Genomic DNA, 7469 nt, shown 5'->3' on the forward strand with positions numbered 1-7469 from the left:
GCCCCGGTCCCCCGCCGCAAGGCCGCCCGCCGCAGCAAGGCGGCCGTCCGCCACAGCCGGGCCGCCCGCCGCAGCCGAACCGCGGCGCGCCCGGCGACGGCGCGTCCGCGCCACAGTCGACTCAGAAGATCCAGCGCCCCGGCTCGCTGACCGAGGCGGTGGCCGAGCGCAACCGTCGTGGTCCGGCCACCGGCCCGCGTCCGGCCACCGGGCCGCGTCCCGCCACGGGAGCCCGTCCGGCCGTGGACCGCGAAGGCCGTCGCGTCCCCGGCAGCGGACCCACCACCGGCGAGCGCAGGCAGACCGCAGGCGGCCCGCCGTCCGGTCCCCCGCCGCGCCGTGGCGGTGGCAGCGGCGACGGCCCCGACGGGCCCGGCCGCCGCAGGCCCGCGCAGCAGAAGAAGTCGCCGTGGCGGATCGTGCGCCGCACCATCTACGTCCTGGTCGCGTTGGCCATCCTGGTGCCCAGCGGCATCTTCCTGGCCGCGTACACCACGGTGTCGGTGCCGCAGCCCGGCGACCTGAAGACCAACCAGGTCGCGACCATCCTGGCCGCCGACGGCACCACCGTGCTCAGCAAGGTGGTGCCACCGGAAGGCAACCGGACCGACGTCACCATCGAGCAGATCCCGCCGCACGTGCGCAACGCGGTGATGGCGGCCGAGGACCGGGACTTCTACACCAACCCCGGCTTCTCGATCTCCGGCTTCGCGCGCGCGGCCAGGGACAATATCCTCGGCAAGGAGAGCGCGGGCGGTGGCTCGACGATCACCCAGCAGTACGTGAAGAACGCGCTGGTGGGTGACGAACGCTCGCTCACCCGCAAGATGCACGAGCTGGTCATCTCGGCGAAGATGGCACGGCAGTGGAGCAAGGACGAGATCCTCGCCGCGTACCTCAACACCATCTACTTCGGTCGCGGCGCCTACGGCATCGACGCGGCGGCCAAGGCGTACTTCGGCAAGCCGGTGCAGGAACTCACCGTAGCCGAGGGCGCGGTGCTCGCCGCCACCATCCAGCTGCCGTCCAGCCTGGACCCGGAGAAGAATCCGGAAGGCGCGAAGACCCGCTGGAACTACGTCCTCGACGGCATGGTCTCCGCGGGCAGCCTGAACGCGGCCGAGCGGCAGAGTCTGCAGTACCCCACGGTGGTCCCCCTCGCCTCCACCCGGGACAAGGAGCAGGACTCCGGCCCCGAGGGCCTGGTCAAGACGCAGGTGCTCAAGGAACTCGCCGCGGCGGGCATCAGCGAGCAACAGCTCAACACCTCCGGCTTGCAGATCACCACCACGATCGACCCGAAGGCGCAGCAGGCGGCCGTCGACGCGGTGAACAAAAACATGGACGGCGAGCCGGAGAACTTGCGCACCGCAGTGGTCTCTATCGATCCCCGCACCGGTGCCGTGCGCGCGTACTACGGCGGCAATGACGGCCAGGGTTATGACTTCGCCAACGCGGGTCTGCAGACCGGCTCCTCGTTCAAGGTCATCGGCCTCGCGGCCAACCTGGAGCAGGGTATCCCGCTGTCACAGCTGTACGACAGCTCGCCGCTCAGCGTGAACGGCATCAAGATCACCAACGTCGAGGGCGAGCAGTGTGGCATGTGCACCATCGCCGAGGCGCTGAAGCGGTCACTGAACACCAGCTTCTACCGGATGCAGCTGGACATGCAGAACGGTCCCCGCAAGATCGCCGACATGGCGCACAAGCTGGGAATCCCGGAGACCATTCCAGGAGTCGGCAAGACGCTCACCGAATCGGACGGCTCCGGCCCGAACAACGGCATCGTGCTCGGCCAGTACCAGGCACGGCCGCTCGACATGGCTTCTACCTACGCGACCCTGGCTGCCTCCGGCGTCTACCACGCGCCGCATTTCGTATCGAAAGTGGTGACCGCCGACGGTCAGGTTCTGCTGGACCGCGGGGAGGTTGCCGGGGAACAGCGCGTCTCCGCCGCCGTGGCCGACAACGTCACCGCCGCCATGCGGCCTATCGCCGCCTATTCGCGCAATCATGGACTGGCCGGCGGCCGGGAATCGGCGGCGAAGACCGGTACCGCCCAGCTCGGAGATACCGGCGAGAACCGGGACGCGTGGATGGTCGGTTACACCCCGTCGTTGTCGACCGCAGTGTGGGTCGGCACGGAGCAGGGTGATCCCCTGCGCAACGCCAGCGGCGGCATGATCTATGGGTCCGGCCTGCCGTCGGACATCTGGAAGGCCACCATGGACGGTGCTCTGAAGGGCGTCCCGAACGAGACCTTCCCGAAGCCGGCCCCGATCAAGGGACAGGCCGGTGTACCGGAATGGTCGGCGCCCTACACCCCGCCGTCTACTGCCGATTCCCCGCTGCTGCCTCCAGTCGTGGTCGCGCCGACGCAAGTGGAGATCTTGCCCGGCATCACGATCCCGGTCCCCGGTGTTCAACCTGCTCCGCAGCAACAACGCCCGCAGCAGCAGAGTCAGCAGGACGCAGGTCCGCTGCCCGGCCAGCCAGTCGCGCCTACAGATGGCTCATCGCCGACAGCTACCGGTGCGCCTCGCCCCGGCAGCCAGCGTAATGACAATTCCAGTCAGGAAGAGAGCACGAACGGAACGCAGCCGACGCGCAGCAGATAGTCGACATACGATGTCGGGCCGACCACGTTGTGGTCGGCCCGACATCGTTTCAACGCCGAGTGATTCGTTCAGGGACGAATCGAAGCGCATTCTTACAGCTCCACAGGAACCGCCCGAGGATCATTACAGCTTGCGAAAAACCGCAGCATCCGCTGCAGCTTGCCAGGAATTACCGATTAGGCGTCTTGTACCAGAAGCCGTTTGGATCCTGATAGCAGTCCTCGAAAACTCCCTTATCACTCAGACAGTCGGTGAACTTCCAGTAACCCCGCAGCACTACCCAAGTGCCATCCGATATCTGAACGCACTTGTCGGCTACTCCTTTACCGCCGAGGCACGCCGCATAGGACGGGTGCCCCGCATTCGCGTTAGCCGCGAATCCGACCAATGCCGTTCCGGCGACAATCGCCGAGACAAGTAGTTTCCTGAACATTTCCACCCCTATCTCCAAAACCGGCGCGTCCTCCACGCACGCCGATCGCTGCCCACTCTAACAGCCGTCGAGAATCATCGAAAGGGAAAATCGTATCGGCGGCTGCACTGCGCCCGGACGATTCTGGTGGGCAAGTTCCGAGGGCTTCGACCGATCCGTGCGATCGCGCACCCCGATTGGCCAGAGTCGATGGTGACGAAGGCGAGGATGTCGTTTGCGAAACCGATGCGGGGCAGTTCGGTGCGAAGGTGTTCCGCGAGTCCAGGCGTCCAGTTCAGCGGCCATGCCCACGATCGCGGCCTCACCGGCGGCGGTGCGGTCATCGAACCCACGACATCAGGCGGTGGAGCGGATCGAGTCGACATCAACCGTAAGCCGCTCCCAAGGTAGCCTCGGGTTCCGTGACCGATCAGCAGCTGGTGGAGCTACGTCGGAGCGGGAGGGCGCCGCTGTCGGATCAGATGGGGTCCGGTGGGGCCTACTACGCCGCCCCTGCCCCGATCGCTTCGGATCTTCGCTCGGCGGATGCGCGGGACCGGCCGAGTCGCAACGATTCGCTCACGGCGCAGCTGTCCACGGTGATCGGGGGGCCGGTCGGGGATCACGCCTTGATCGGGCGGGTGCGGTTCTGGACGCCCATGCGGGTGCTGCTGGCGTTCACCGTGGTGTTCCTGGCGCTTGGCTGGTTCGGCAAGGCAGGGTGCATCCAGCAGACCGACGGCGCGGACGGTCCGACCCTCGACTGGAACAACGGCCGCCAATACGTGGCGATGTGCTATTCGGACACCGTGCCGCTCTACGGCGCGGAAAGGTTGAACGAAGGCGCTTTCCCGTACAAGAAACAGTGGACCGAGCAGACCCCCGACGGTGGCCGGGAGACGCGATACATGGAGTATCCGGTGCTCTCGGGCCTGTACCAGTACTTGGCGATGCGGATCGCCAAAGGCTGGGACGCGGCGCCGTTGCCCGGCGCGCTGCAGGTGGTGATCTACTTCAACGTCGTCGCGTTCGGTCTCGCCTTGGCCTGGCTGACCACGGTGTGGGCCTCGGCGCTGCTGGCCGGCCGACGGATCTGGGACGCGGCGCTGATCGCCTGTTCGCCGCTGGTGATCGTGCACGCGTTCACCAATTTCGACGCGCTGGCGACAGCCTTCGCCGCGACCGGCTTGCTCGCGTGGGCCCGGCGCAGACCAGTGCTCGCGGGCATCCTGCTCGGTCTGGGCGGCGCGGCCAAGCTGTATCCGCTGCTGCTGCTAGGTCCCATCGTCGTGCTGTGCCTGCGGACCGAGACCATGCAGCGCACGCCCCGCACGCATCTCGGCCTGCGGATGCGCGACATCGACGGCTGGCCGACCTTCTCGGCCTGGGTGCGCGAGACGCCCTACCGCATCCAATTCCTCGGCGCCCGCCCGCTCGGCGCCGCGTTCGTCACGGTATGCGCGGCACTCGCCACCTGGGTGGCGGTGAACCTGCCGATCGCCGCGCTGTATCCGAACGGCTGGCGGGAGTTCTTCCGGCTCAATACCACCCGGCATGCCGACCCGGACTCGATCTACAACGTGGTCACCTCGTTCACCGGCTGGCCCGGCTTCGACGGCGAGCTCGCGCACGGGCAGCAGCCCACCATCTTGAACGCCGTCTCGCTGCTGGCATTCGTCGTGGCCTGCGCGGTGATCGCCTACATCGGCCTCACCGCGCCGCGGCGGCCGCGGCTGGCGCAATTGTGCTTCCTCGTGGTCGCGGCGTTCCTGCTGACGAACAAAGTGTGGAGTCCGCAGTATTCGCTGTGGCTGGTTCCGCTCGCGGTGCTGGCGCTGCCGCACCGGCGCATCCTGCTGGCCTGGATGACCATCGATGCGCTGGTCTGGGTGCCGCGCATGTTCTACTACCTCGGCATGGACCGCAAGGGCCTGCCCGAGGAATGGTTCACCGGCACCGTCGCGCTGCGTGACCTGGCGGTGGTCGGGCTGTGCGTCCTGATCGTGCGCCAGATCTACCGCCCCGAGGAAGACCTGGTCCGCCGCGACTTCGTCGACGATCCCGCAGGCGGGATCGTCGACCGCGTGCCCGATCCCCTGCTGGCCTGGCTGCCGGAGCCGCTGCGGCCGCGCGTGGCGGTCGCACGCGGCTGACCGGCCGCTGGGCGAGACTCAGGCGCTCACCTGGTGCGCAGGAAGCGCGCCTGGCGTTCCGGCTCCTGCGGCAGCAGATCCAGATCGAGCTCCCACGCGCTGCCGGTCCACGGGTCGAACAGCGGCGTGCCGCCGATGGTCGGCAGATGACGGCACGACTGCGACAGCATCGCCACGGTGGTGTCGGCCGAATCGGATTCGTTGGCGCCCACGATCACGATGGACAGTCCGATCAACTCCCCACGCGTGATCAACGCGCCGATCCGCTGCGCGTCCGAACTCTGGTACCCGTGCGGGAAATCCGCGGCCAACAGCACCCGATGCTCGTTGGGCGGGGTGAACGCCCCGCTCGTGTACGCCAATTCGGCCAGCTCGGCCGCGTCCACCAGCGTTTGCAGCCGCGCGGAGATGTCGGCGTGGTCGGTGATCGGCGGGCCGTTCAGCACGGGAGCGAGCAGGCCGGTGAAGCCGCTGAACGCGTCGGTCAGGTCGATGATGTCGACCAGCGTGCGGCGTTGCGGCGCCGCGGCGAGCAACCGGGCCAGCAGCGCGCCCACCACGGGCGTGACCGCACGGGTCGATTCGGCATCGATCCACAGCGGCCGATTCAGCGGAACCGGAACGCAATACGGAATGCGCAACGGACCGCGGTCGAGCGCGTACAGCTCGCCGAGCCGGATGCCGTCGCTCGGCACGGGCGGCTTGTCCCACGCGGGTGAGTCCCAGGAGGCCAAGGCGGGCGGCAGCACCTGGTCGCCCTCCGCGAGTTCGCGCATCAACTGTTCGGCGTCGCGCTGGTGGCTGTGCTCGGCGGTGCCGATCAATTCGTCGTGCCGTTGCTGCGCGGCACGACGAGCCTGCTCGGCTGCCGGAGTGTTCCTGGTCGCGGGATCGGAGACGGCCAACGAGAGTTCGTGATCCAGCCGCTTGGCCGCGTACTCCCGCGCCGAGACCAGCGCTGCGGCCGACCGCGCCGCGTCCTCGAACACCATCCACAACCGTTCCAAGCCGTGGCCGACCTCGAGCGGCGCACCCGCGGTCGCGATCTGCGCGTCACCCGCCAGGGGGCCCGCCATGGTGTGCGTACCGGGCTGGTCGGACTGCTCCTGCTGCGCGGACGCACCGTCCACCTCGACGCCGTGCGCCGTGAGCAGTACGGCGAGCCCGCCCGCGTAACCCTGGCCGACCGCGCGCAGCTTCCAGGCCGGGCCGCGGCGGTAGACCTCGAGACAGATCAGCGCCGTCTCACCGGACGACGGGGCGATCGCGAACTCCGCGACGACGGAGTCGTTCTCGGCCAGCGTCGCGGTGACCGGCCCCAGCCCGTCGGCCCGGGCGGGGGCGGCCGGGTCGGCGCTGACCACCAGGAACACGGCCTTCGCGTCGGCGCGCACCTCGGCGAGCGTGATCGTGACCGCGTCGGCGGCCAAGGCCACCCCCGCGGTCGCGGGCTGGTTGTAGAAGACGAAATCGTCGCTGGAGAACACCTTCAGGTTCTCGGCGACCACCAGCGCGGAAACGTCGAGGGCAGCCTCGGCTTTCGCACTGAAACGAACGACCTCACCGGTCAGCGGGATGTTCTGACCGGCCTGCAGTTGAATCACGATGTCTGCCCTGCTGTCGCGCCGCCGGTCAGCCGTTGACGAGGAACCGGCCGAGTTGCGGCACCGCCTCACCCGGATGCTTGGCCTGGAAACCCTCGCCGAGCGCCTGCAATTTCCAGTCGCTACCCACCCGGTACAGCTTGGACATCGCCATCGCGGTGAACGGCATACCACCGGCGAGGGTGTATCTGGCCAGCTCGCCGTTGTTCGTCCCGTCCACCAAGCGGCAGAACGCGTTCTGCACCTGCTCGAACGTGTGGCCCTTGTAGGAGGTCACGATGAACACCAGCGTGGTGACGTGGGCGGGGATGCGGGTCAGGTCGACCAGGATCATCTCGTCGTCGCCCGCGCCCTCGCCGGTGAGATTGTCGCCCTGGTGGCGGATGGAGCCGTCCTTCGAGGTCAGCTGCCCGTAGTAGGCGACGTCGACCGGATTCATGTCGGCGAACATGATGACCGACGCGTCGAGGTCGATGTCGACCGTGCGGCTGCCGAACATGCCGCGGCTGCGCACCGGGTCCCAGCCGAGGCCCATCTTGACGAAGGTCAGCGCGGCGCCCTCTTTCCGCAGCGTGACCCGCTGACCCTTGACCAGGCTGACCGGGCGGTCCTTGCTCAAGCTGACCTCGGCCGGCGGCTGCTGCGGCTGCGGCGGCGCGGGCTGGCCGGGCGGCGGGTAACC

The 7469-nt window shown here is 68.3% G+C and carries 4 protein-coding genes; 2 read left to right on the forward strand and 2 right to left on the reverse strand.

Annotated elements, in window-relative coordinates; all coding sequences use genetic code 11:
• Positions 1-419: 419 nt before the first annotated feature.
• Together HOV91_RS37910 and HOV91_RS37915 are read left to right on the forward strand one after the other, a co-directional pair.
• Positions 420-2618, forward strand: coding sequence for a transglycosylase domain-containing protein (locus HOV91_RS37910; protein ID WP_438822728.1), 2199 nt, complete (start codon positions 420-422; stop codon positions 2616-2618).
• Between the two features lie 894 nt (positions 2619-3512).
• Positions 3513-5183 carry a glycosyltransferase family 87 protein gene (locus HOV91_RS37915; RefSeq protein WP_174190021.1) on the forward strand — a complete coding sequence of 557 codons (1671 nt, stop codon included), beginning with the start codon at positions 3513-3515 and terminating at the stop codon, positions 5181-5183.
• Positions 5184-5209: 26 nt separating this feature from the next.
• Here HOV91_RS37915 and HOV91_RS37920 read toward each other — a convergent pair whose 3' ends face one another.
• The gene (locus HOV91_RS37920; RefSeq protein ID WP_174190018.1) at positions 5210-6787 is read right to left on the reverse strand and encodes a TerD family protein; all 1578 of its coding nucleotides are present in this window, start codon (positions 6785-6787) and stop codon (positions 5210-5212) included.
• 28 nt (positions 6788-6815) lie between these two features.
• On the reverse strand, positions 6816-7469 hold a 654-nt coding region (locus HOV91_RS37925), incomplete at its 5' end, for a TerD family protein (RefSeq protein ID WP_174190019.1).

The organism is Nocardia barduliensis (assembly GCF_013315795.1).
Taxonomy (GTDB): domain Bacteria; phylum Actinomycetota; class Actinomycetes; order Mycobacteriales; family Mycobacteriaceae; genus Nocardia; species Nocardia barduliensis.